The sequence below is a fragment of the Nitrospirota bacterium genome, assembly GCA_004296885.1.
Lineage (GTDB): Bacteria > Nitrospirota > Nitrospiria > Nitrospirales > Nitrospiraceae > SYGV01.
Genome location: SCVN01000023.1, coordinates 21,078 through 45,658, shown reverse-complemented (window position 1 = coordinate 45,658; position 24,581 = coordinate 21,078). Strand labels below are relative to the sequence as shown.

The window sequence follows — 24,581 nt, the reverse complement described above, 5'->3', positions numbered from 1 at the left end:
TATGGATCCCCGACGTTCGTTGCGGCCGCGCCGGCTCCCGTGGCTGCTGCTGATCACCTTCGCCGCCGCGGCCTGCGTGCCGGATATTTCCCCGCCAACGCTCACCTTTCCGGTCAAGGAGCAGGAGGTGCCCGCCGTGCTGGCGATCGGCCCGATCGACACGACGAAGGTCGTCTTCGAAGGCGCGATCGTCGGCGAAAATATGGATCAGAGCTTGCAGGAGGCGCTCAAAAACAATTTGGCACGAACGCAGGTCTTCAAGGAGGTCGCGGTCCTCAAATTGACGGACAAAACCAACGACGCGGAGAAAATCCTCTCCGCGGCCCGGACACAGAACGCCGATCTGCTGCTCATCGGCGAGGTGAAGGAATACAGCGCGGACGTGCCCTCCATCTTCGGGTCCCGGTACGAAGTCCGCATGACGGTCCAGGCCAAGCTCTATAACGTCCACAACGGCGCGTTGGTCTGGAAAAAAACGGACAAGGCGCACGTGATCAAGGACGGGTCCGGCTTCAAGAAACCGGAATCGCTGGATATCATCACCCGCTACGTGGCGATGCCGCCGGTCGCCGCCGGCATTCTCCCCCCCATGGTCGAATACGTGCAAACCGAGTACCTGGCAAGTCTCAAGTCGCCGGCCAAGGGGGCCGTGGCCGAATCCTCCGAAGTCTTCGGCGGCGCCGAGCTGGCCAAGATCGACGCCGATCTGGCCCCGCCGCAGACCAAGGTGCCTTATAAGGACCATGCCTATGCCGTGGTGGTTGGCATCGAGGACTATCGCGACCTGCCGAAGGTGGACTATGCCAAGCGGGACGCGGAGATGGTCAAACAGTACCTCATCAAGTCGCTGGGGTACCGGGAATCGAACATCGTCACGCTATTGAACGACCGGGTGACCCGCAGCCAGCTCGAAGCCCGCTTTGAAAAGTGGCTGCCCAAACAGGTGGGACAAAACAAGGACGCCGAGGTCTTCATTTACTACGGCGGACATGGGGCGCCGGACCCCAACACGAACCAGGCCTTCCTGGTTCCCTACGACGGCGACCCGGCCTATCTGGAGACGACCGCCTATCCGTTGAAACGCCTGTATGACACGCTGGGCAAGCTGCCGGCCCACAATGTAACCGTGGTCATGGACTCCTGTTTTTCCGGCGCGGGCGGCCGGTCGGTCATCGCCAAAGGCGCCAGGCCGATGCTGATTACGGTCGAAGACCCGCTCATGGCCACTCAGAATCTGGTCGTGCTCTCCGCCGCGGCCGGCAATCAGATCAGCTCCGCCTACCCGGAAAAACGACACGGGCTCTTCACTTACTTTTTCTTGAAAGGGCTGCAGGGACAGGCGGACGCGAACAAGGACAAGGCCGTCAACGTGGAAGAACTCTACGAGTACGTCAAGGAGCAGGTCGAAACAGTGGCGCGGCGCATGCACACCGAGCAGTCGCCGCAACTGCTGCCCGGCACGGATCTGATCGGAGATCGCTCGAAAACCAACGTGATCAAGCTGCAACCCTGAGCGGTCGCAGCCAGAGGATCGATCGGGGCGACGCCATCAGGCGTCGCCTTTTTTCTTGCCGGCTTCGACAGCGGGCGCCGTTTCTTCGGCCGAGGAATCCGCAGCCTCTTCGCCGCCCTCTTGACCGCTCTGCCCTTCCTCCTCCGGCTCCTCGAACCAGGTCACCAGCATGTCGTCCCACCAGACCTGGTCCACGTCCTGGCCCGGGTCCTGCCCCAGGAAGCCGACGTCCTCTTTGGTCAGCGACGGACCTACCGCCGCGGGATTGAACTTGGCCCGCTCGATGACTTCCTTGGTGGCAAAGCCGCCCACGATCCAGGAGTCCGGATCGGCGCGCCGGGACTTATAAGCCTTGAGCCCGTGCTTGAGATAGAAAAAGATCGCGCGCTGGGTCTCATCTCCCACGCCGGACACGGGCAGACTGAGGGTCTTTTCGATTTTTTTCCTCCACTCCCGCTGGTCATAGCGGGACGTGATGAGCTGCAACATACGCTTGCCTGCTTCATGGTCTAACGGCATGGTCTCCCCCTAAGCCTCCCGAGGCTCTCACCGGCCGTACTTGGCCGTGAAAGACGCCTTCCCCAACGTATTCTGATTCAGATAGAAACCGGCCATCGCACCCGACGCCTCCTTCGTTAAAGGAAGCTGATCCACCTTCAGCGCGTACACGGTGAAGACATATCGGTGGGGCTTATCGCCTGCTGGAGGGCAAGGACCGCCGTAACCGGGCTGGCCGAAATCGGTCATGCTCTGTATGCTGCCCGAAGGCGCGCCCGCACTGTCCCGCTTGCCGGCACCCGCCGGCAACGAGGTGACGCTCGGAGGAATGTTAAAGATGATCCAGTGCCACCAGCCGCTTCCGGTCGGCGCATCAGGATCGTAAACCGTCACGGCAAAACTTTTGGTCTCCTTGGGCGCCCGCTCCCACTGCAGCTCCGGCGACACATTGCGGCCGCTGCATCCGAAACCGTTGTAGACGTGCTCATTGCCGATGGTGCCTTGATCCTTGATCGTGGGGCTAGTGAGCCGGAAATCGGCTGCGACGCTCACGTCAGGCAATGCCAGCATCGCCAGAAGAACCCAGCTCCATGCACGTCGCATAGCGTGCCCCCTCCTTATCGTCTGAATTCCCCGCAATCGCCACCACGGCGATCTTGGCTGAATTTCACCTGCTCTTCTGATACGTCCCCATCAACTGCGCTTCGCCGATGACGTGGCCCTTCATGGCCCCCTCGAGCTTTGCCTTGGTCGGCCGGTTCAGGTCCGGCAGCACGATGTCCAGCGCGTAAAGCTTATGGAAGTAGCGGTGACGGCCGATCGGTGGGCACGGTCCGCCGTAGCCGGTTCGCTTCCAGTCGTTCAAGCCTTCCTTCGTGCCGGCGGGCAGCGCCCTCACGCCTTCCGGCAGCCCACCATGCATAGCCGGCAGGTTATAGAGCACCCAATGCACCCAGGTCATTTTCGGCGCGGCCGGGTCCGGAGCGTCCGGGTCATCGGCAATCAACGCCAGACTCTTGGTGCCCGCCGGAAGGTCCGACCACGCCAGCGGCGGCGAAATGTCCTTGCCCTCGCAGGTATACAAGGCCGGAATCGCGCCCTGGTTGCTGAACGCCGTCGAGCTGATACGCATGTTGTCCTCCTCGCGAGAAACCAAGAGCGTATGGCATATGGCCGATGACACGAACGAAGACTCAGATTCTTGCTATCAGCTATATGCCATCAGCCATACGCTTCTCTATTCAATTGCCCGCAATCGTCATTTCGCCGATCTTGACGGTGGGGCTGGCAATCCGGCCACGGAACTCCAGGTCGCTTCCGATTAACTCGATATCGGCAAACATCCGTTTGAGATTGCCGGCGATGGTGATCTCTTCCACCGGATAGGCCAGCTCCCCGTTTTCGATCCAGAACCCGGCCGCCCCCCGCGAATAATCACCCGTCACCATGTTCACACCAAAACCAATCAATTCAGTGACATAAAGTCCATTCTTCACCGATCCAATGATGTCTGACGGAGACTTCGCACCAGGGACCAAGTAGAAATTGGTGGGCCCCACAGAAGGGCTCTCCCCGACCCCGCGGGACGCGTTGCCGGTGGAGACCAGGCCAAGCTTCCGGCCGGAATAACTGTCCAGCAGGTAGCTGGCCAAGCGGCCACGCTCCATCACCGTCGTTTTCCTGGTCGGCAGCCCCTCGCCGTCGAAGGGACGCGACCCCAACCCACCCGGCATCAGGCCGTCGTCATACACCGTCACGAAGTCCGGGGCCAGCTTCTGCCCCAATTGCCCGATCAAAAATGAGGTCCCTTTATACAGGGCATACCCGGAGGCCGCGCTGCAGAGATGGCCCAGGAGACTTCCCGCCATCTCCGGATCGAAGACCACCGGGCCCTTGGTGGTCGGCACCTTCCGCGCGCCGAGTCGCCGGATGGTCCGCCGGGCCGCTTCCTGCCCGACCGACTCGGGACTGTCCAGCTTGGCATACTTGCGCTGGACGGCATACCAGGAGTCCCGCTGCATCCCGCCGGAGCCTGCGTCGGTCGCCACCGGGGAGACGGACACCGAAAACGTCGAACTCCGATAGTCCCCCAGGAACCCGTGACTGTTCCCCAAAACCACCCGGCCCGAAGCGGAATTGAAATCCGCCCCCTCGGAGTTCGTGATGCGGGTATCCATGGCCAGCGCCGAGGCTTCCGCACGCCGCGCCAGTTCGATTTGCATGTCGGTGGACAAGGTCGTGGCGTCGTAGAGGCCCAAGTCGGGCAGTTCCTTGGCCATGGCCGATGCATCCGGCAGGCCGGAGACATCGTCCGCCGCCACCGCTGACGCCAAAGCACAGGTATCGGCCACCAGCCGCTCCAATGATTCGGTCGAGAAATCGGAAGTGGAGGCCGTAGCCGAGCGGTGGCCGATGAAGACACGGAGCCCCAACCGCTTCTCTCTGGCCTTGGTCAGCCGATCCACCGCCGACAGCCGCACCTGCACGGAGAAGGTGTCGCCGTCCGCCACCACGACATCGGCCTGAGTTGCGCCCCGCTTCTTGGCGCGCGCCAGGAGATCCGAGGCCAACTGCGTTAAATCCTGCGTCGTCTGGAGTGCTCCGGACATCTTTGATTCCTTATCTTCTGAACTCTTTATTGCGTCCCGCCGACCGTGATCTCGTCGATTCTGATCGTCGGCAGCCCGACCCCCACCGGCACCGATTGCCCGTCCTTCCCGCAAGTCCCGATACCTTCGTCCAGCTTCAGGTCATGCCCGACCATGGAGACCTTGGTGAGAATATCCGGACCGCTGCCGATGAGTGTCGCCCCCTTGACCGGCTTGGTCACCTGCCCGTCTTCGATCAGATAGGCCTCGCTGGCGGAGAAGACAAACTTGCCGTTCGTGATATCCACCTGCCCGCCTCCGAACGATACGGCATAGAGACCCCTCTTCACGGACCGGAGAATGTCCTGAGGCTCCGACTCTCCGGCCAGCATGAACGTGTTGGTCATCCGGGGCAGCGGCACGCTTTGAAAACTTTCGCGCCGCCCATTGCCGGTGAGCGGAATCCCCATCAGCCGCGCATTGAGCCGGTCCGTGATGTAGCCGCGCAGAATGCCCTTCTCGATGAGCACCGTTTTGCTGGTCGGGGTACCCTCGTCGTCCATATTCAACGAGCCGCGCCGGAAGGGGATCGTGCCGTCGTCCACGATCGTGCACACGTCCGACGCCACCCGCTTCCCGAGCAGGTTGGAAAAGACGGAGGTCTTGCGGCGGTTGAAATCCGCCTCCAGTCCGTGGCCGATCGCTTCATGCAGCAGGATGCCCGGCCAGCCCCCGGCCAGGACCACGGGCATCACGCCGGCCGGCGCCTCGACGGCGCTCAGATTGAGAATCGCCTGCCGCGCCGCCTCCCTGGCATAGTCGGCGTAGCGATTCTTCTCCTGGTAGTAGGCGAACCCGACCCGCCCGCCCCCGCCGAAGGAACCGATTTGCCGGTTGCCCTTCTCTTCCGCGATGCAGGTCACCTGCAAGCGGGTCAGCGGTTGCACGTCTCCGATGAGCAGCCCGTCGGTCGTGGCCACGAGCACCCGCTTATATTCCATGTTGAAGGAGGCCATGACGTTGACGATCCGCGGATCGTAGCGCCGGGCCTCGGCATCGATCAGATTCAACAGATGCACCCGTTCCGCCGTGGCAATATCGGTCACCGGCCGGTCCGCCGGATAAAGGTCCCTGGCAGGTTTGGCCCGGCTGGCGACAGGCACGGGCTGGGCGCCTTGCGGCGAGTTCGCAATATAGCGGGCCGTCTCGGCGGCCAAGGCCAAGTCTTTTGAGGACAGTTCATCGGAATAGGCAAACCCTGTTTTCTCACCGGCCGTGGCGCGCACACCCACCCCTTGCGAGACGCTCTTGGCGGCTCGCTTGACGATCCCCTCCTCCATAGATACCGACTCGGAGACCCGGGACTCGAAATAGAGGTCGGCATAGTCCACGTCCCGCACCTTGATGGTCCCCAGCGCCCGGTGGATATCCGGTTCGCTGAACCCGAACTGGGCGAGTTCCACGTCCTGTGTCAATGACATAATCGGTGCTCCTTCGTGATCCGCAAGTGAGTATAGCTGATTGCTTTTTCCCCCCGCAACCGTTTGACTTTTGGGCCCTTGGCCGGTAGACTACGCTCACCCGCCCGACGACACCGAACGCCTAAGAAGTTCTATTGTGGAAAAAGGACCCTCGCGCCTCGCATGACCAAAGACCCTGATACCAGCCGCGACCACCTGTCTGAGGACGAACTCCTCGCCCTGCTGGACCCGGAACTGCTGCCCAGGCACATTGCCATCATCATGGACGGAAACGGCCGCTGGGCCGAGCTCCGCGGGCTGCCCCGGATCGCCGGCCATGCCGAGGGCATCAAATCGGTGCGCGAGATCATCACCCTCTGCCGCGATCTGGACATCAGCGCCCTCACCATCTATGCCTTTTCGCAGGAAAACTGGAAGCGGCCGGCGAACGAGATCAACGCGCTGATGATGCTGTTGGAGAATTACCTCCAGACCGAGATGAACGAGTTGATCCGCAAGGGAGCGAGGTTCCGGGCCATCGGCCGCGTCGATACGCTGCCCTCCGGAGCGTTGAGCTGGGTGCGCCGTGTCGAACGGGAGACGGCCCACTTGGACAAGTTGATGCTCAACGTGGCGCTCAGCTACGGCGGACGGTCCGAGATCGTGGATGCGGTCCGGCGCCTGGCGGAAGATGTCCAAGCGGGCACGGTTCAGCCGGAATCCATCGACGAGGCCTTTTTAGAAGGCTATCTTTCCACGCACGGGCTGCCGGACCCAGACCTGCTGATCCGGACCAGCGGGGAAACCAGAATCAGCAATTTCCTGCTCTGGCAGTTGGCCTACACTGAAATGTTCTTCACCCCCACGCTCTGGCCTGACTTCCGCCGGCGCGAGGCGCTGCTGGCTCTCCTGGACTACCAGAAACGCGAACGGCGCTTCGGCCAGGTCCCGGACGCTGTCTCGCAGGGCGGGCGGTGATTCGGAGATCCGTTGGGCGCCGCACAGACGACGAGCGAGCCGGCAGACCTCCCCAAGAGCCGGCGGTTGGACAGCCGGAGAATCTACCCGGCCCTGGTCTTCATCCCCCTCTTCTACGCTCTGGTTCGGTACGGACCCCCGATCTTGTTCTTTGCGTTGGTAGCCGGCGCATCGCTGTGCGCCTTGGCGGAATTCTACAAACTGTATTTTCGGGATGCGTGCGCGCCGGTGGACGTCGGCCTCGGCTTGGGCCTCTTGGCCGTTCTACTGGCGAGCCTCCAGTGGCCCGGGCCGGTCTCGGTCCGTACGGCTTGCCTGGCCGCGCTGGTGGCGGTGCTCGCGTCACGGCTGATGACGCCCCGCGAGATGAGGCACGGGCTCGTCGATTCGGCGGTGCTGCTATTCGGGGTCCTGTACGTCGGCCTCACGCTCGGCACCCTCTTGTCGACCCGGTCGTTGCCTGAGGGCGAGTGGCTGATCTTTTTCTTGTTCCTCGTCACCTGGGCCGGGGATGCCGGCGCCTACTATGCGGGCATGACCCTGGGACGGCACAAACTGGCCCCGATCGTCAGTCCGAACAAGACCATCGAGGGATTGATCGGAGGCTTGCTCCTGGCTGTGTTGGTCGCATTCCTCGCCAGGACCTGGTTCCTTCCCTCGTTCGGCCCGCTCGACTGCCTGGCGACCGGCTTGCTCTTGACTGGGGCGGGGGTTGTGGGAGACTTGACCGAATCGGTGCTGAAACGGAGTGCGGGGGTCAAGGACTCCGGCGGAATCATTCCCGCGCACGGGGGCATGCTGGACCGGCTGGACAGCCTGCTGTTCGCCGCGCCGGCGTTTTACTACTACGTGACACTCGTCAAGGGCTCATGAGGCGTGAGGGGCAAGGGAACAACCGAACGAGCCTCTGCTCATTTCTCGTCTGACGCCTCACGCCCAACGGAGACGTTATGAAATACATCGTGATTCTGGGCTCAACCGGCTCCATCGGCACCAACACGCTGGACATCGTCGCCAAGTTCCCCGACCGGTTCCGAATCGCGGGCCTGACGGCCGGGAGCAACGTCGATAAACTCGAAGAGCAGATTCGCACGTTCAAACCGGAGGCGGTGGCGCTCGCCGACCCGAAAGCGGCGGAGGCACTGCGCGCCCGTTGCAAAGGCCAGTCCGTCCGCATCCTCTCCGGAGTGGAGGGGCTGTCGGAAGTCGCCCGCCTCCCCAAGGCCGACCTGGTGATCTCGGCCATCGTCGGCGGGGCGGGCCTCGTCCCGACCCTGGCGGCGATTCAAGCCGGCAAGCCGGTCGCCCTGGCCAACAAAGAACCGATGGTCATGGCCGGGCGGCTCATGCAGGAGGAAGCCAAGAAACGGGGCGTGAAGATTTTCCCCGTGGACAGCGAACACAGCGCCATCTTCCAATCCATGGAAGGGCACCGGCGGGAAGATATCCAGCGCCTGATCCTCACGGCCTCCGGAGGCCCCCTCTGGGAGATGCCGCTGGAGCAGATGCAGCACGTGAAACCCCAGCAAGCGCTCAAGCACCCGAACTGGAAGATGGGCGCGAAGATCACCATCGACTCCGCTACTCTCATGAACAAGGGCCTGGAGGTGGTAGAAGCCCGCTGGCTCTTCGACATCCCCGCCTCGCAGGTCGATGTGATCGTGCACCGCGAAAGCATCATCCACTCGCTGGTCGAATACCGGGACGGGTCGGTGATCGCCCAACTCGGCCTGCCCGACATGCGTACGCCGATTGCCTACGCGATGACGTACCCGGAGCGGCTCCCCTTGGGCCAACCGCCCATGGATCTGGCCGCCATCGGCAAGTTCACGTTCTACCGCCCGGACCATGACCGTTTTCCCTGTTTGGGCCTGGGCTACGAAGCGCTCAAGATCGGCGGCACGATGCCCGCCACCTTGAACGCCGCCAACGAAGTGGCGGTCGCCGCGTACCTGGGCGAGCGCATCGGATTTTTGGACATTGCCGCCGTGATCCGGGGCACGATGGATGCCCATCAGCGGCGCGAAGTAACCACCTTGGACGACGCGCTGGAAGCGGACCGCTGGGCACGGGAGAAGGCCGGCGAGTTGGTCCGCAGCCGCACAATATTGATCTGAGCAAGGAGTACCTATCGTGCTGTCCTCATTATTAGCCTGGTCGCCGGACACCATCTGGGTGCTCGTGCAAAAAACCTGGTGGTTCCTGCTCGTGTTGGGCGTGCTGGTATCCTTCCATGAGTTGGGCCACTTCCTGGCGGCCCGTTGGATCGGTGTGAAGGTGCTCAAGTATTCGATCGGCTTCGGCCCCAAGCTGTTGGGACGCCAGGTCGGTGAGACCGAGTACCTGCTCTCGGCCGTCCCGCTGGGCGGCTACGTCAAGCTGTTCGGCGAGGAGGAAACCGACGCCATCACGCCGGAAGAGCAAAAGCGGTCCTTCGTACACCAGCCCCTGCTCAGCAAAATGGCCATCGTAGCGGCCGGGCCAGGATTCAACTTCCTGCTGGCCTATCTGATTTTCTCCGGCTGGCTGGCCACCGGCGCGCCGCTGTTCGTCCCCACGTTCCATGACCTCACCCCGGACGTGGATGCGCTCAAGCCCGGCTCCCCGGCCGATCTGGCCGGCATGAAGGCCGGCGACCGCGTCATCCGCGTCAACGACAAGGACATTTCCAGCCGAAGCGAACTGTTCGACGCGGTGGCCAAGAGCAACGGCCAAGCCCTGACCCTCGATGTGCGCCGCGGGAACCAGGTCAAGACTCTGGTGGTCACACCAACGCCCTTGACCGTCCAGGACAACGGGAAGAACGTGGTCACCTACCGCCTCGGCATCGAAGAAACCGCTCCCGTCATCACCGCCGTCATGAACGGCTCCCCTGCCATGGCCGCCGGCTTTCATGACGGCGACCGCGTCCTGACCATCGAGGGACAAGAGATTCAGACCTGGTCGCAGATGACCGGCTTCGTCAAGGACAACCCCAACCGCCCCCTCCACTTCCAGGTTCAGCGTGAGGGCCTGATCGTGCCCCTGGTCGTGACCCCCGCAGCCGATAAAAGCACCGTAGACGGCAAACCCGTCGAGGTGGGCAAGATCGGCATTTCGGGACCGGGGCGCGCGATCATCCGGGCTTCGAACCCACTGACGGCCGCTCTATATGGACTGCAGGCAACCTGGGGCTGGACCGAACTGACGGCGATCGGCATTTACAAAATGGTCGCCGGGGAGATCTCCAGCAAAAACATCGGCGGCCCCCTGACGATCGCCAACATGTCGGGCGAAGCCGCGGCGCAAGGCATGTCCAGTGTGGCCTTCCTGATCGCCATCCTGAGCATCAACCTCGGCGTCCTGAACTTGCTGCCTATCCCCATCCTGGACGGCGGCCATCTGCTCTTTTTTGCGATCGAGGCGATCCTGCGCAAGCCGCTGGGAGATCGGCAGCGGGAGATCGCTCAGCAGGTGGGCCTGCTCCTGCTCGTCAGCATCATGGTCTTCGCCTTCTGGAACGACATTGAACGGCTGATTTCACACTAACCCTGTCCAAAAGTCACAAAGTCGGAAAGTTGTAAAGTCCCGATCTCGAAAACTTTCAGACTTGACGACTTTCAGACTTTTCAACGCTTCTAGAGGTTTCATGCGCACATCCCAAATGTTGATTCCGACACTCCGCGACGATCCGGGCGAGGCGGAGACCGTCAGCCACCGCCTCATGCTGCGGGCCGGCATGATCAGGAAAGTCGCGGCCGGCGTGTACACCTACCTCCCTCTGGGCTTGCGGGTGCTCCGCAAGGTCGAGGGAATCGTCCGGGAAGAGATGAACCGGGCCGGCGCACAGGAACTGCTCATGCCCATCGCCTCACCGGCCGAACTCTGGCGCGAAACGGGCCGCTGGGACTTCTACGGGAAGGAACTCTTCCGCTTCAAAGACCGGCACGAGCGGGACTTCTGCCTCGGCCCGACTCATGAAGAAGTCATCACGGACTTGATCCGGCGCGAAGTCCGGTCCTACCGGCAACTACCGCTGAACTGTTATCAGATTCAGACGAAATTCCGGGATGAAATCCGGCCCCGCTTCGGGCTCATGCGCGGCCGCGAATTCATCATGAAGGACGCCTACAGCTTCGACAAAGACGAAGAGGGAGCCAAGCTCAGCTATCAAAAGATGTACGACGCCTACCAGCGTATCTTCACGCGTTGCGGTTTGACCTTCCGGGCTGTAGAGGCGGATACGGGCTTGATCGGCGGCAGTTCCTCGCATGAGTTCATGGTCCTGGCCGAGACCGGCGAGGAAACGATCGTCTATGCGGACGGAGGCACCTATGCGGCCAACGTGGAACGGGCCGAGGTGCTCCCGCCGGCCGAGACCGTTACGGAAGCCCTTCGCCCCTTGCGCAAGGTGCCGACCCCCGGCGCGCGGACAGTCGCGGAAGTCTGCGCCTTTTTGAAAGTCACTCCCCAGCAGCTCGTCAAAACGCTCCTGTACAAGACCCCCAAAGAAATCGTCGCTGTGCTGATTCGGGGCGACCACGAAGCCAACGAGGTCAAGCTGAAAAAGCTGCTCGGCGTGACCGACCTGGAATTGGCCGATCCGGACACCGTTGCCAAGACCACCGGCGCCCCCGTGGTGGGGTTCGCCGGTCCGGTCGGACTCAAGAACGTCCGCATCCTGGCCGACCAAGCCGTCGCCGCCATGCGGAACGTCGTCGTGGGAGGGAACGAAGCGGATCACCATTACGTCGATGCCAACAAGGACCGTGACTTTTCCATCGCCCAGGTCGCGGACCTGCGCAACGCCCTGGTCGGAGACGCCTCTCCGCGAGGCGACGGCCGGCTGAAAGTCGCCAAGGGCATCGAAGTGGGCCACGTGTTTATGCTGGGCACCAAGTACAGCAAGGCCATGGGCACGGTTTTTCTGGACCCCCAGGGTCAGGAGCGCCTGGCTGTCATGGGCTGTTACGGCATCGGCGTGAGCCGCACGGCCGCCGCCGCCATCGAACAGAATCACGATGCCAAGGGCATCATCTGGCCCGTCCCCATCGCTCCGTTCCACGTCCACCTCCTGCCCCTCAGCCAATCGGAGACGGTGCAGGAACAAGCCAGGGCCCTGTACGACCAACTCGGCCAGGCCGGCATCGAGGTGCTGTGGGACGATCGGGATGAACGGGCCGGGGTCAAGTTCAACGACGCGGACCTGATCGGCGCGCCGTTTCATCTTGTGATCGGCGAGAAAGGGTTGGCCCAGGGCCAAGTCGAACTGAAAACCCGCAAGACCGGTGTGGTCTCCAAACTCCCCCCGAGTGAGGTGCTCGCCACGGTCAGAGCCTGGATCAGCGACAGCCAGCGGGCGGCCGAGTGAGCTTCGCCAAGGGCACCCTTACCGGCAATTTTGATCCATCTCTTACGAACTCTTACGAAAAACAGTGAAGCGCTTGATTATCCTCGATTTTCAATGCTAAGCTAACACGCTCGTCAAGGACCTCCCGAGACCGATCGCAGGGGCTCACCACTCCCCACATGGAGCCGCACGATGGAGGCGAAAGTTCTGCCGGACAATCTGCAGGAGCTCCAGCAGAAAGTCGCCTACGCAGAACAGGTCAAGCGCATCACCAATCAGATCCACGCGGCCAAGGATCTGGACCAAATTCTCGTCGACCTCCACAAGGACATCCTGAGCCTCTTCGATGCGGAAGAGATCACCCTCTACGCAGCCGACCTGGAAAAGCGAGAGATCCTCTCCAGAAAGCTCCAACTTGACACAATCCATGAAATCCGGGTTCCCATCAGCGAGCATAGCATCGCCGGCTTTACCGCCAAGTTCCTGCGCCCGATCAATATCGCCGATGCGTACACCAAGACCGAACTGACCGCCATCCACCCCTCCCTGAGCTTCGACCAGTCGTGGGACAAGAAAACCGGCTTTCAGACCAAGCAGGTGCTGACCTATCCCATCGTCGCCGACAACAAATATCTCATGGGGGTCATTCAGCTCCTCAACAAGAAGAGCGGCGGCCGATTCACCAAGAAGGACGAGGAGTCGGTTGCCGAGATCGCCAAAAGCCTCGGCATCGCGTTTTCCAACCTCAAAAAGCTGGCCAAAAAGACCCCGACCAAGTTCGACTACCTGGTGGCGAACAACAAGATCACCCAAGCCGAACTCGATACGGCCATTGCCGAGTCCCGCAAGGGCCAGACGGACATGGAAACGCTCCTCATCGAGAAATTCAAAGTCCCGAAGGAGGACATCGGCAAGTCTCTCAGCCAGTTCTACAAATGCCCCAACGTCGAGTTCTCCGAGCGATTGCTCATCGATCCGGAATTGCTGAAAACCCTCAACATCGACTACCTGAAGAAAAACCACTGGACGCCGCTCAAGCGCGACAAGAATGTGGTTGATATCCTCATCGACGACCCCAACGATCTGGACAAGATCCAGGATATCAAACGGATATTCCCCGGGCAGAGCATCAAGTTTTCTGTCGGCCTGCGCCGAGACATCGTGCAGTTCCTGCGCGCCGCGACCGGCGAACTGGAAACCGCGAGCGGATCGGCGTCGGCATCGGCCGCAAACCTGTCCGAGATCCTCGGGGAATTGGTCGACGAGGAAAAAGAGGCCAAGACCGAGGAATCGGCCACCCAAGCGGTCGACGAAAACGACAGCGCCGTCGTGCGACTGGCCAACCAGATCATCATGGACGCCTACCGCATGAACACCTCGGACATCCACGTCGAGCCGTACGGCGAGAAAAAAGAGACGGTCGTTCGGTTCCGGGTGGACGGCAGCTGCTTCGAGTACATGAAGGTTCCGGCCAGCTACCGCCGCGCGATCGTCTCCCGCTTGAAGATCATGGCCAACCTGGACATCGCGGAGCGCCGCAAGCCGCAGGACGGCAAGATCAAATTTCGGATGGGTGAAGGCAAGGAAATCGAGCTCCGCGTCGCCACCATTCCCACCTCGGGGGTCGGCAACGAAGACGTCGTCATGCGTATCCTGGCGGCCAGCGAGCCCCTGCCCCTGGAGAAGATGGGTTTCTCTGAGCGCAACCTTCGCGAGCTCAAGGCCATCGCCGACAAACCGTACGGGATCATCCTTTGCGTCGGACCCACCGGCTCCGGCAAGACCACCACGCTGCACTCGGTGCTCGGCTACATCAACACGCCGGACATGAAGATCTGGACCGCCGAGGATCCGGTCGAAATCACGCAATACGGCTTGCGTCAAGTCCAAGTGCAACCCAAAATTGGGTTCACGTTCGCCATGGCCATGCGGGCCTTCTTGCGCGCCGATCCGGACGTCATCATGGTCGGCGAAATGCGGGACAAAGAAACGGCCGAGACCGGCATCGAGGCCTCGCTGACCGGCCACCAGGTCTTCAGCACCCTGCACACCAACAGCGCGGTCGAGACCGTGACCCGGCTGCTGGACATGGGGTGCGACCCGTTCAGCTTTGCCGACGCCATGCTCGGCGTACTCGCGCAACGGCTCTGCAAACGCATCTGCAAGGACTGCAAGGAGGAGTACAAGGCCTCCAAGGAAGAGTATACCGAACTGGTCGCGGCCTACGGCCAGACCTGGTGGGACAAATACATCAAGAAGTCCTACGACGACAATTTCAAGCTGTTTCGCGGCAAAGGCTGCGAGACCTGCGCCAAGAGCGGATTCAAAGGCCGGGTCGGCCTGCACGAACTCCTCCTGGGTACGGACACGATGAAAAAGATGATCCAGACCAAGGCCAAGACCGAGGACATGCTGCACATGGCGATGGAAGAGGGCATGACCACTCTGCTGCAGGATGGGATCGAAAAAGCGCTGCAAGGGCTCACGACCTTCAAGGAAGTCAAAGCCGTGGCCATGAAGTAGCCCCGCCGGCCGATTCAACAAAAAGGGCGAGGAGGGCAAACCCTCCCCGCCCTTTTCATTTTCGAACCGGCCGGCTCCGTTACTTCAATTCACGGATGATGTCGCCGGTCTGAAATCCAGTCCCCGACGAGACCTTGGCTTCGGACACTCGATCGTTTGTATGGCTCATCAGGGCAATCTCGCCGATCAGCTTTTCCCTCTTGCCGAGCGACCGTCCAGTCTCCGGGTCGATCAGATCCTGACCGGCTCGATAGACGCCCAACTTGGCGCCAGGCGTCAGTTTTGACTTCTCCCCGGCCCGGATGATGACGGTCGGCCCATCCATCGCGAGGACGCGGCTGGTAAAGGGTTGGGTGTTCAGCTTGTTGATCATCTTCTCCATCACCTTCGAGAACGCATCCCGCAGCGCCCCGTCTCGCAATCCGACATCCGCCGAGGATTTCGAGCCGAATCCGAGTGCGCCGCCCGTCTCCTTGCGATATTCGCCCATCCCGGATTCGGCCAGCAGACTCTTGCCCGAAGCCACGTCCACCAACGAATAGTCCACCTGCACCCGCGCGATCTGGACCTTTTTCTGATAGACAACCACATCCGAGCCCTCTTCCACTTCGGAATAGGCGGTGATGGCTCCCTGGATACGGTAGTCGATGGACTCGAAGCCCTCCGCCGCATTCTTTTTGCCGGTCTTGACGGCGCCGGTCTGCTGCAACTTGATCATCTCCTCCTGCTGCTGCATCCCCTCCTGGCTCACATCGATCGGCTCCAGCCCCGCGTTCTTGACCAGCGTCCGCAGGATATCCGTGGCGGATTCGCCGAGCCCCAACACCTTCGACGGCGTCTTGTTCGCAAACTTGATGATGGCCACCGTATACTGCGGCCCGGAATACTTCGCGCCCGCCGCCTCCATCCGCTGCGTCTGCCCCGTCACGCTGACATCGTCTTTCACCTGCCCTGTCATCGTGGCCTGACAGCCCGTCAGGGTCATCAGGCTCACCATCCCCACTGCTGCAATTGCGCTAGCTCCGCGTCGGTTCATAATGCCTCCTCGTTCTATTCGCTTCATTGGACTGAGCCTCTCATTGCCCCTTCGGCTGCACGAGTTCCGGACCGGTGACCAGCATGGCCCCATACGGAAGCAGTTCCGCGCCACCGGGATAGTAGTAGCCCTTCAACACGACCCCGACCGCCACGACCGTCTCCGTTCTCAGCGGACTGTTCATGGCTTTCTCCAAAACCTTTCCGCCCAGGCCTGTCACAATATTCGCTTCGATCGTCCCGGCCTGCTCCGGAAGCTCTTGCCAAGGCGCGGGGACGTCCTCGCCAAACAGCTTCGGCAATGCCACATCCTCCTTGTCCGACATGCTCGAAGCCATCGCAGAGAGTGAGCCGACTATCCCGATGGCTTGGCTCAGAAAGGGCACGCTTCCCGTGAAACTTCCTCCGGACGCCTGCGTCCCCTGCTTGATGCCGATCCCGTTTTTCCACACCGTTTCCCCGGTCTTGCAATTGACGAGCTTACTCCGAAGCCGTACACGTTTCACGTTATAGATTCCGGTGATTTTCTCACTGAACTCATCCAGGGACCCATAGAAGACCCCGTCCACGCCCAGCGCCTCCCCCAACTGCTTCGGGGTCGCCATATCGAGCTGGGAGCCCAGCGTGACCCCCATCTTGTCCTTTAAAACCTGATTCACCTCGCTCACCGGCTTGATCGCGTAGAAGAACTGCCCCAACTCGGCCACAAAAATGTCTCGCACATAGGCCGGGGCCTCCACATCGTTGGAATTGTTCACGAGAGGCAGCACTGCGACGGTCCGGATCGGACTGTTCTGGTTCGGCACGATCTGGGGAAAGGTCGGTACGCAAGCCGTCACGAACAACAGCATAAGCCCTGCGGCCACTGGCCAGGCAAGTTTCATTGGGATTCTCCTTTTCGATTGAGGAAACGCTTCCATCATTTCAGTGCCGACCCGCCCGGACCGGCCGGAACAGCCCCCTGCCCGGCATTCAATCGGTGCTGGTAATAGTTGTTGTCATAGTACGTATAGGATCCGTTGAGGAGAATGTCAATCATCGCCTGGGTCTCGATTGGCAACGGAACCTTCATCGCTTTGGTGAGAATCCTCTCGCCAAGCGCCGCCGCCAAGGCTACGCCGGCCTCTTCCCCGGTATTCTTCACCGTACCGACCTTGGGAAGTTCGAACCAGGGGGCCAGGATGGTTTCACCAAGTAACGGCGGCAGTTCCACGCCCGTTTCTTTCGTATCCTGCAACGTCCCGGCCACGGAGGCGGCCGCGCCGGCCGTGCCGGCGCTCAACACGCTCTTGACGCCAATGCCGTTTCTCCACACCGTCGCGCCCGTCTTGCAGTTCACGAGTTTAACCCTGACCCGCACGCGCTTAACGTTGTAGACCCCGGTGATCTTGTGGGTGAACTCATCCAACGAGGCATAGAAGACGCCATCCACCCCCAGAACCTTCCCGATTTCCTGCGGGGTCGTCAGATCAAGCTGGACTCCCAGCGTCACCCCCATCTGATCCTTCAACACCTGGTCGACTTCAGCAAGCGGCTTGATCACATACTGGTGCCGTATGAGCTCCTTGGTGAACTGTTCTCGCACATACGCCGGAGCCTCGACGTCGTTGCTGTTGTTCATGAACGGCAGGACCGCGACGGTGCGGATGGGGTTCGCCGGATTGGGTGGAACCATCGGGAGCGGCAGGCAGGCGGTACCGGATAGACACGCCAGCCAAGCCACCCAGGCAAAGATACGGTTCATACTGACGGTCATTCCCCCCCACGTCACCATCATTTAGTAGGTGCCACGGCCCCCTTCCTGGTTGCGACAACCTCCAGCGTGTTGGCCGTCGCACCGGTCACGTCAAGATCCAAGGCACCGAAGTCCTTTTTGGCCAGTTCGTCCCCGATTTGCTGCGCCGACGCTTTGGCATCCACCTCCAGGACCGCCACGCCCCCCTCGAAACTACGCTGAATGACAGCCTGGACCCCACGGACCTGGGACTGCAAGAACTCCTTCACCTTGACCAGATCCTTCATCCCGGCAAGGCCGCGGATGGTGATTTGCACCAACTGGCCGCCCGACGTTTCTCCCGTCCACTTGGCCGTGATCTGATCGATCAGTTTTTCGGCCACCTTCTTGGCCGCATTTTCAATGGCCTGGTTCCCGCCCACATGCTGGGACACATGGCGGGCCGGCGCCGACTCACGCGCCGAGGCCAGGACCTGTCCGTTGTCCACGCGGACCGCGCTGACGGTGATATCCGCCAGGTAGGAGCCGACGCTGCTGCCGGGGTTCCTCGGCCCTTCCTTGGCCAGGGCCTTGCCTTTGACGATGATCTCGGCCCCCATCTTTTTCCCGATCTCCCGCGCGCCCGTATCGGTGAGATCCGCCATTCGGTAGGCATTGGAAATTTCAAATTTTCCGGTCACGGCCGAGATGTCGATAACGTTGAATCCCTTGCTCAGGAACTCCTCCTTCAGGATCGTTTCGGAGACCGCCATGTCCACGGTCTGCCCCGTGAAGGACTGGCCGCCCTTGCCCCACCAGCTCCACCAGAAGACATAGATCTCCTGGCCGATGTTCTGTTCGGCGATCATGAACAGGGTGCGGGGCTTCCCCACTCGAGCCATCAACAAGCCCAGCGCGCCCAAGTCGTTTTTCAACGTCCCGGTCGAGACGGTGGCCGAGATGGTGACGCTGTAGAGGTCCTTCTGGGCCCCTTCCTTGACCACATCGTACTTCTGAATATAGCCCTGACTTTTGGAATAGACGCTGTCGCGGAGCACCTGAAAATTTTCGACCAACGTCTCGGAGGCGATCATCGTCCCGACGGCCTGCTCCACCGCCTTCCGTTGGGCATCCCGGATCGCATTGTCGCGGGCAATGCCTTGATCCCCTCCTAGAATGCCCGCGGTCCCCTCGGCGGTGACGCTCTGGCTCTGGGCCAACGCAGCCCCGCTCCCCCCCACCCCAAAAAACAACAGCGCCAGGATCGTCACCAGGCGCATGAGTCGATTCGCGCACAGATACAGCATAGTGATCTCCTTATGCATGGCCGGTTTGAACGGCAGACGACGGGATACGGCGCAGCACCCGGTAAATCGGAATGGGCTCGGCCTTGCCTTTGACCTTGATCGGTTCCATCTGTTCCACCTCCACCGCATGTTTGACTTCATCGTAAGTGGCCTGCGTGATGATGATCTCCCCGGCCTTGGCATTCTGCTCCAGCCGGCAGGCCAGATTCACCGCGTCCCCGATGACCGTGTAGTCCAGAAAATCCTTCGACCCCAGGTTGCCCACCGTCACATCGCCGGTGTTGATCCCCATCCCGACACCGATCGTTTTGCGGCCCTCCGCTTCCAGCTTCTTATTGAGCTGGACGATCGCCTCCTGCATATCCAGCGCCATCAGCACGGCACGCAAGGCATGATCCGGCTGGGGCTCGGGGTTGCCGAAGAAGGCCATCACGGCGTCCCCCATGAACTTGTCCAGGGTCCCCCCGTGCTGGAACAAAATCCGCGTCATCTCGGTGAAGTATTCGCTCAGCAGCCGCTGGACCTCCTCCGGCACCATCTTTTCCGACATGCTCGTGAAGCCCCGGATGTCGGAGAAAAACATCGTCAGCCGCTCCTTCCGCCCGCTGGGGTTGGCCATATCCGGATTCTTGACCAACTGGTCGACGACCCGCGAAGACACGTACCGGCCGAACATGGCCTGCACCTGCCGGCGTTTCTGCCGCTCGAAGTACCGTTGGTAGGACACCGCCGCGCCATATTGGGCGCCCAGCAGGGAATACATGGGCATGATGTCCAGCCAATAGTCATACCGCCACAAGAGGAACAACCCCGCGCCGCCGATCCCGATGAACAGCACCCACTTGAACATCGTGGTGACGATGGATCCGCGCTGGCTCTGGATCAGAAGCGCCGTGCCCAGGATTCCTTGCATCAACAGGACCATCGGCATGACGCCCCACTGGTCTTTGCTGCGGGTCACAAAACGCCGGTCCAGAATCGTCTGGATCGCATTCGCGTGAATCTCGAACCCGTCCATCATGGCGCCGCGAACCTTTTCCTCCTGCTCCTTGTCGTCGAACTTCAAGGTTGTCGTCCGCTTTTGGAGGTAGGGGGTGCAGTAATAATCATGGAGGGCCGGGGTCGAGGGACCGATCAGCACGATTTTCCCCTTCACCGCGTCGCGGTCCAACTCCCCCTTCACCGCCTTCCAAAAAGGCATCCGGGGAAAGGTCGCGGGCGGACCGTAAAAATGGATCCGCATCCGACCATCGGGGTAGGGAATCCGGAGCTGTCCCATCCCCAGCTCATCGTTATTGGAGAGGTCCAACTCCTGTTCGCCCTGAGGCAGTTGATAGAGACGGGCCAGCTCCAGACTCATGGCCAGGACCGGCTCTGGCTCCGGCCCCTCCACGGAAAAATCCAGTGCCAGCAGCGGCATGCCCCGCAGGCACCGGTCTTTTTCCAGCTCCACGTTGATCAGGGCTTCACTGAGTTCCGCATCGCGGAATATCGGCAACGGCAGTCGGTGGCCCTTCTCCCCAATATAGCGGGCCAGCACGACATTTCCGGCCTTCTGGATGGCCTCGGCAAACGCCCGGTCTTGGACGGGATCCTTGGGTTTGGAAAAGATGATATCGAACGCGATCAGGGAGGCGCCCTGTTCCGACAGATGCCGGATGGCATCCGCATACATGGCGCGGGGAATGTCGTTCGCCCGGAGATTGAGGCGGTCTTCGGTTTCCTCGTCGATCCTGAGCAGGAGCACGGGGGTCGTCAGGGGGGTCTTCGGCAAGTGTTCGAAGAGCGTATACCGGAGATCGTAGGATCGAAGCTCGACCCACTCGAAGGTGCCGGTCAGGTAGAGCAGGATGATCGCCAACGTCAACCCGCCGCCCCAGAGAACCCGGAGAACCTGTTCTCCCTTGAACCACTCAAGGTTCAGCTTGCCCATGCTTGGCCCAGGCTCCCGCTGGTTATTTCCCGGCTGCGTCTGGTTCTGGGCTCTTCAGCGATGGGTTGAACTCCACGGCCCCCAGGAAGAGACCCTCGTCCGGCGGGGAAGCTCCCCACCAATTCTCGCGTGCCTCCAGGGGCAGGGACGAATGGTTGATGACGCCCCAGGCGTTGTTCACGATGTTGTTGTGGTAGAGGGTCGGCTGCGCACGCCCGCTGCAGATGACGGCGGCGTTGTTCGAGTGGCCCGTGAGGGTGGAATAGGCAATCTTGGGGGAAGACTTGCCCGCACACTCGATCGCACTCTGAAGATTGTTTGCAATGTAGGCGTGGGAAATCTCCGGATTGCCTTCCTTCACATGGACCGCGGTCGAGGCATACTCGACCCGCACGTGCTTCAGGAAGCTCGGCTGCTGTCCCACACCCTCAAACCGGACCGCGCTGGCATAGTCGCCCGGGCGCGGCGAAGCATTGGCGGAGGTCAGCGCGATCGGGCGAGCCGCGGTTCCCAAGGCTTGGATCGCCCCATCACGCAGGACCAGGCTGTTCTCCCCTGGCTTGAATCGTATGACTACGCCGGCCTGGATGGTCAAGGTGGCGCCCTTGTCGATGATCAACGGCCGTGTGACCAGATAGGGACTCTTGGCGGCCAGCAGGAATGCCGACGTGGCCAGAGGTCCCCCGAGTTCCGAGTCCAGGGCCGGCAGCGTCACCGCCTTCCCGCCCGGCAGCGGTCCATCCAGATAGTCCTTGAGCAACACGGCCCCGTCCACCTTGGTCAAGACGGCCGCGCCTTCGGTGGTTCCCCACCAGTTTCCGCTGAAGTCGACGCTGTCGGTCTGGCTGGCATTCCAGCCTTGGACCGACCCATTGTCCAGGATCTCGTTGCCCCGGATCGACAGGCCAGGAGCCTTGCTCAAAGCCACGCCATACCGTTTATTCTGGGCAATGCGGTTCGCTGCCAGCGCCGGCGCGGCCGCGTCCTGCACGGACACCCCATCTTCCAGGTTCAACACGATCTGATTCCCCTCGAGGACCGGACGGGCAGTGACATGACGCACCAACACCCCCACCTGGTTCTCCGTGATCTCGCTCGCCAGGATGGTGGGCGACGAGGCCAGGCAACTCACGCCGACCGCAGCCCCGCTCACCCGCACCCGCTCCAAAACGCTGGCCTGGGTCCCCGTCTGATCGAAAACAATACCCTTCCATTGCTTCTCCGGTTGCCCCTTGTCCGCGGCAAAGACGATCATGGCGTCAGGCAACCCCTTCGCGAGGACCCCCCCGCGCACCAGCAACCCGCCGCCTTTGGACTGCACCAGAGTCCCCGGCTCAATCGTGAGCACGGCCCCCTGGGCCACCGTCACGTCACCGTCCAACACATAGGGGCTGGCCCCGGCATACCAGGTCGCATTCAAGCTGATCGTCCCGCTCACCGATGTGGGGCCGGGGGCTACCGGCACCCCGATCAACGCTTCGGACTGAGCGCTCTCATTGCCGGCCTTGTCGAACGCCGCGATCCGATAATAGACCGGTTTGAAATTGGCCAGTTCCTTGGCATCCACGAACGCCGGCGTCTCATTCGTAGCCAACGGCTCGAACCCGGTCAAGGCGGTCGCGCTGCGATAGAGCTTGTAGCCGGCCAGGTCCGACTCCCCGTTGGCTTTCCACCGCAGGCTCACGGCCTTGTCCCGCCCGACCGCCGTCGCCCCAGCCGGAACCGCCGGCGGCGTCGTATCGAGGGTCACCGGGCCCAAAGCATCTTCCCAATCGGTGGTCAATCCCTTCCGATCCGACAGATGGCCCACGACCAGGAGTTGCTCGCCGTTGTCGCCTGGCTTGACCGTGTAGGCACCCGTATAGATCCCCGGCTGCACCTCTTGCATGACCAGCCCGGTCCTGACCTGGCCCAAGTCGAAGGTGGCCAGCATGTTCGGATCGCCTTTCAGCCCGACTTTGATCTGGTCGCCGGCCTTGCGCATCAACGTGGCCGAATCGTTCACGAACATCGTGACGAGGGGGGGACGCACCGCTTCGCCGACGCTGGCCCTGGGCAAGGTTTCCACCAAATCCCTAAACAACTCCTCCGCGGCCCGCACGACTTCGATGTGCCGGAGCGCATAGGCATTGGAGGCCAGGACGATGATGAGGCCGAGCGGATCGGTGGCCCACCCGCCCGAATGGGATCGCGATACGTCCGAGGCTTCCCACAGCACCTCCCCGTTCTTCGCATCCACCATGCGCACCTGAGCTCCCACCGCAATCTGCGCATAGAGGCCGGCGTACACCTTGCTGAAGTGCGTGATGTCCCCATAGATGATCGCATCGGCCTTGGTGATCTCCCCGAGCTTGGCCGGCGAGAGTTTGGCGATGTCCTCCGGCTTGACCAGGCCTTTTTCCTGGAGCAGCCGGTCCGTCACGATCGTACGCTGGGTTTCATAGCGACGTGTCGTAAAGTGATTTACAAACGCCGTGCGGACGACGTATTCGGCTCCCTTTTCTTCCTCCTCGGCCTGGTGCCCTGACTTATTGACGAAGGGGATCACCGCCACGAGGCGCGGCGGCTGATCCTTGAGACGTCCGCCAACCTTGTACTTTGAGCTGACGGCCTGCTTGACCCCTTGGGCCACCCCGATGGCGCCTTGTTCGGTGGACGCCACGCAGCCGGCTATCGTGAAGCAACCGGCAGAAAGCAGTAAGCAGGCGGCAACGAATCGGGCATGGAGCCTGGCTGGTTTCTTGACGCTGCGTACTGCCTGCCGCTTTCCGCCTTCTGTCTCCAGGTTAGTCATAGACCACCACCACACGCCCCTGCTGGAGGAAATGGGACATCGGTTCCGACTGCCGGATCGCCCTCACGCCTTCTCCTCCGATCGTGATGTCCGTCGCCTTATCCCCGCTGGCTTTCACGCCCTTTACGATCAGGGGGTTGTCCGTCACCCGGGCTTGGCGGCTCCCGGCCACCATGTCCTTGGCATAGCCAGCCACCCCGGCTTCGACGGCCTTGGCCCGATCGAGCACTTCACTGGCGTAGAGCTCTTTCCCTTGTTCGTCCAGGAGCTTCGGCGCCAAAGCCGGCCTGAGGCCAAGCCCCCGAGCATCCACCAGCAGCCCCGTGTAGGCCTCCACGGCAACCACAGTCGGCGGCGGTTCGGCTGGAGCTTTGGGTATAGGCGCTGGTTCAGGGGTCTTGGGCACCGGCTTAGCTAGTTCGGCTGCCGGAACCTTCCGCCCGAATCCTTTGGACACCACGGCATCGAACAGTTCGCCGGCGAGGGATACCCCGACTGTGATCTCAACGCCGCCATCCGGCTGCACCTCTTTCTTGATGACTTGCGCTCCTTTGACCAAGCCGGTCACGCGGGTCTTGATCACATCGTCTTTGACGACGTAATTCTCCACCAACGTGAGCGAATCCACCCGAATCCCCTTGACGGCCTCGAGCAGATTCCGGATCGCCACGGCGAACGCAGCCCGATCCGCCATGGCCCTGGCCTGCCCAGGACTCGACGCCTTCTCGGGCGGTGCCCCGATCCCTACCGCCGTGACAAGCCCCTTCGTCCAGTTCACCGTCCCCGGCCCCACCGTCTCGACGGCCGCGCCGTCATTATCGGCCCGAGCCATGATCGGCACACACAGCGCCCCACTCACCAGGAGGAGAAGACTCAGGAGTCGAATCGGCCTCAGCATAGGCACTCCCT

At 61.7% G+C, this 24,581-nt stretch carries 19 protein-coding genes; 7 read left to right on the top strand and 12 right to left on the bottom strand.

Features of this window, described 5'->3' with window-relative positions:
• Window position 1 precedes the first annotated feature (1 nt).
• Window positions 2–1,513: a hypothetical protein gene (locus tag EPO61_13295; protein ID TAJ06956.1), complete on the top strand. Its 1,512-nt coding sequence runs from the start codon at window positions 2–4 to the stop codon at window positions 1,511–1,513.
• Window positions 1,514–1,549: 36 nt separating this feature from the next.
• On the opposite strand, the gene EPO61_13290 is transcribed toward EPO61_13295, so the two are convergent.
• From EPO61_13290 to tldD, 5 genes are all read right to left on the bottom strand, one after another.
• Complete coding sequence (locus EPO61_13290; GenBank protein ID TAJ06955.1) at window positions 1,550–2,032, bottom strand: hypothetical protein; 483 nt, start codon at window positions 2,030–2,032, stop codon at window positions 1,550–1,552.
• A gap of 27 nt (window positions 2,033–2,059) precedes the next feature.
• Window positions 2,060–2,614 (bottom strand): YbhB/YbcL family Raf kinase inhibitor-like protein, encoded by a 555-nt coding sequence (locus EPO61_13285; protein TAJ06954.1) that lies wholly within the window; start codon window positions 2,612–2,614, stop codon window positions 2,060–2,062.
• 64 nt (window positions 2,615–2,678) lie between these two features.
• On the bottom strand, window positions 2,679–3,143 hold the full coding sequence (locus EPO61_13280; protein TAJ06953.1) for a YbhB/YbcL family Raf kinase inhibitor-like protein: 465 nt from the start codon (window positions 3,141–3,143) through the stop codon (window positions 2,679–2,681).
• A 109-nt stretch (window positions 3,144–3,252) separates the two neighbouring features.
• Entirely contained in the window at window positions 3,253–4,620 is a 1,368-nt protein-coding gene (locus EPO61_13275) for a TldD/PmbA family protein (protein TAJ06952.1), read from the bottom strand.
• A 26-nt stretch (window positions 4,621–4,646) separates the two neighbouring features.
• The gene (tldD, locus tag EPO61_13270; protein TAJ06951.1) at window positions 4,647–6,080 is read right to left on the bottom strand and encodes a metalloprotease TldD; all 1,434 of its coding nucleotides are present in this window, start codon (window positions 6,078–6,080) and stop codon (window positions 4,647–4,649) included.
• A gap of 162 nt (window positions 6,081–6,242) precedes the next feature.
• On the opposite strand from tldD, the gene EPO61_13265 reads away from it, so the two are divergent.
• The 6 genes from EPO61_13265 to EPO61_13240 all read left to right on the top strand — a co-directional run bounded on the left by EPO61_13265 (window position 6,243) and on the right by EPO61_13240 (window position 14,889).
• Window positions 6,243–7,037, top strand: coding sequence for an isoprenyl transferase (locus EPO61_13265; GenBank protein ID TAJ06950.1), 795 nt, complete (start codon window positions 6,243–6,245; stop codon window positions 7,035–7,037).
• A gap of 12 nt (window positions 7,038–7,049) precedes the next feature.
• Entirely contained in the window at window positions 7,050–7,910 is an 861-nt protein-coding gene (locus tag EPO61_13260; protein TAJ06949.1) for a phosphatidate cytidylyltransferase, read from the top strand.
• Between the two features lie 77 nt (window positions 7,911–7,987).
• Complete coding sequence (locus EPO61_13255) at window positions 7,988–9,154, top strand: 1-deoxy-D-xylulose-5-phosphate reductoisomerase (protein ID TAJ06948.1); 1,167 nt, start codon at window positions 7,988–7,990, stop codon at window positions 9,152–9,154.
• Window positions 9,155–9,167: 13 nt separating this feature from the next.
• Entirely contained in the window at window positions 9,168–10,565 is a 1,398-nt protein-coding gene (gene rseP, locus EPO61_13250) for an RIP metalloprotease RseP (GenBank protein TAJ06947.1), read from the top strand.
• Window positions 10,566–10,665: 100 nt separating this feature from the next.
• Window positions 10,666–12,387 (top strand): proline--tRNA ligase, encoded by a 1,722-nt coding sequence (locus EPO61_13245; protein ID TAJ06946.1) that lies wholly within the window; start codon window positions 10,666–10,668, stop codon window positions 12,385–12,387.
• A gap of 171 nt (window positions 12,388–12,558) precedes the next feature.
• A complete protein-coding gene (locus EPO61_13240) occupies window positions 12,559–14,889 on the top strand; it encodes a GspE/PulE family protein (protein ID TAJ06945.1) in 2,331 nt (776 codons plus the stop codon).
• 79 nt (window positions 14,890–14,968) lie between these two features.
• Here the strand turns inward: EPO61_13240 and EPO61_13235 are convergent, their stop codons facing one another.
• Genes EPO61_13235 through EPO61_13205 form a run of 7 tightly spaced genes read right to left on the bottom strand, consistent with a single transcriptional unit; the run spans window position 14,969 to window position 24,570 of the window.
• Entirely contained in the window at window positions 14,969–16,018 is a 1,050-nt protein-coding gene (locus tag EPO61_13235) for a hypothetical protein (protein ID TAJ06944.1), read from the bottom strand.
• Window positions 15,966–16,847: a hypothetical protein gene (locus EPO61_13230; GenBank protein ID TAJ06943.1), complete on the bottom strand. Its 882-nt coding sequence runs from the start codon at window positions 16,845–16,847 to the stop codon at window positions 15,966–15,968. Before EPO61_13230 ends, EPO61_13235 begins: the two co-directional genes overlap by 53 nt.
• The gene (locus tag EPO61_13225; protein TAJ06942.1) at window positions 16,844–17,701 is read right to left on the bottom strand and encodes a hypothetical protein; all 858 of its coding nucleotides are present in this window, start codon (window positions 17,699–17,701) and stop codon (window positions 16,844–16,846) included. Before EPO61_13225 ends, EPO61_13230 begins: the two co-directional genes overlap by 4 nt.
• Window positions 17,698–19,128: a hypothetical protein gene (locus tag EPO61_13220; GenBank protein TAJ06941.1), complete on the bottom strand. Its 1,431-nt coding sequence runs from the start codon at window positions 19,126–19,128 to the stop codon at window positions 17,698–17,700. The genes EPO61_13225 and EPO61_13220 overlap by 4 nt, the downstream gene beginning before the upstream one ends.
• Window positions 18,956–20,878 carry an adenylate/guanylate cyclase domain-containing protein gene (locus EPO61_13215; GenBank protein TAJ06940.1) on the bottom strand — a complete coding sequence of 641 codons (1,923 nt, stop codon included), beginning with the start codon at window positions 20,876–20,878 and terminating at the stop codon, window positions 18,956–18,958. Before EPO61_13215 ends, EPO61_13220 begins: the two co-directional genes overlap by 173 nt.
• A gap of 22 nt (window positions 20,879–20,900) precedes the next feature.
• Entirely contained in the window at window positions 20,901–23,672 is a 2,772-nt protein-coding gene (locus EPO61_13210) for a hypothetical protein (GenBank protein TAJ06939.1), read from the bottom strand.
• Window positions 23,665–24,570 carry a hypothetical protein gene (locus EPO61_13205; protein TAJ06938.1) on the bottom strand — a complete coding sequence of 302 codons (906 nt, stop codon included), beginning with the start codon at window positions 24,568–24,570 and terminating at the stop codon, window positions 23,665–23,667. Before EPO61_13205 ends, EPO61_13210 begins: the two co-directional genes overlap by 8 nt.
• Window positions 24,571–24,581: the final 11 nt, after the last annotated feature.